At 64.3% G+C, this 1,231-nt stretch carries 1 protein-coding gene; it reads left to right on the top strand.

The annotated features are described in order from the left end of the window. Window positions 1–2 precede the first annotated feature (2 nt). Window positions 3–1,231 (top strand): methionine adenosyltransferase (metK, locus tag H6P80_RS16385; RefSeq protein ID WP_185802518.1); only part of this gene is annotated, 1,229 nt, incomplete at its 3' end.

The following is a 1,231-nucleotide window of genomic DNA, read 5'->3' as shown; positions in this document are numbered from 1 at the left end:
CTATGCGCGAGAGTTATTTGTTTACATCGGAGAGTGTTTCGGAGGGTCATCCGGACAAGGTATCGGACCAGATATCGGATGCGGTGGTTGACCTGTTCCTGTCGAAGGATCCGGAGAGCCGTGTGGCGTGCGAGACGCTGACGACGACGCAGCGTGTGGTTCTGGCGGGCGAGATTCGCTGCAAGCCGGCTTACGATCTGGAAGCCTGGCCGGAGAATGACGGCTGGGCGCCGGGGGCGAAGGAAGAGATCGAGACGGTTGTCCGCAATGTCGTGAAGGATATCGGCTATGAGCAGGACGGCTTTCACTGGGAGACGCTGACCTTTGCCAACCATCTGCACGGCCAGTCGGCGCATATCGCGCAAGGCGTGGACGCGGGCGCGGACGGATCGAACAAGGACGAAGGCGCGGGCGACCAGGGCATCATGTTCGGCTTTGCCTGCAACGAGACGCCGGACCTGATGCCGGCAACGCTGGACTTCAGCCACAAGATCCTCGCGAAGATGGCCGAGGACCGCCATTCGGGCGCGGCGCCCTTCCTGGAGCCGGACAGCAAGAGCCAGGTGACCCTGCGGATCGAGAATGGCCAGCCGGTGGAATGTACCGCGATCGTGGTCTCGACCCAGCATGCGCCGGGCTATGATGCCGGCGACAAGGAGGCCGAGCTCAAGGATTACGTCAAGGGCGTGTGCGCCGCGATCATCCCGGCGAACCTGCTGACCGACGCCACCGCCTATCATATCAACCCGACGGGCAGCTTCGAGATTGGCGGGCCGGACGGCGATGCGGGGCTGACCGGCCGCAAGATCATCGTCGACACCTATGGCGGCGCGGCGCCCCATGGCGGCGGCGCGTTCTCGGGCAAGGACCCGACCAAGGTCGACCGTTCGGCGGCGTACATCACCCGCTACCTGGCGAAAAACATCGTTGCCGCGGGCCTCGCCACGCGCTGCACGATCCAGCTGGCCTATGCGATCGGCGTGTCCGAACCGCTGTCACTCTATGTCGACACGCACGGCACGGGCACGGTCGAGGACGAGGCCATCGAAAAGGCGATCATGGGCATCGGCAAGCTGGGCGGGCTCACCCCGCGCGGCATCCGCACCCATCTTGGGCTCAACAAGCCGATCTACCGCACCTCCGCCGCCTATGGCCATTTCGGCCGCAAGCCCGATGGCGACACCTTCCCATGGGAAAAGACCGACCTCGTCAGCGACCTTAAAACCGCGCT

This window comes from Parasphingopyxis marina (genome assembly GCF_014237875.1).
Taxonomy (GTDB): domain Bacteria; phylum Pseudomonadota; class Alphaproteobacteria; order Sphingomonadales; family Sphingomonadaceae; genus Parasphingopyxis; species Parasphingopyxis marina.
Note: the sequence above shows the minus strand (reverse complement) of the source record. Positions and strands in the feature narration are given on the sequence as shown.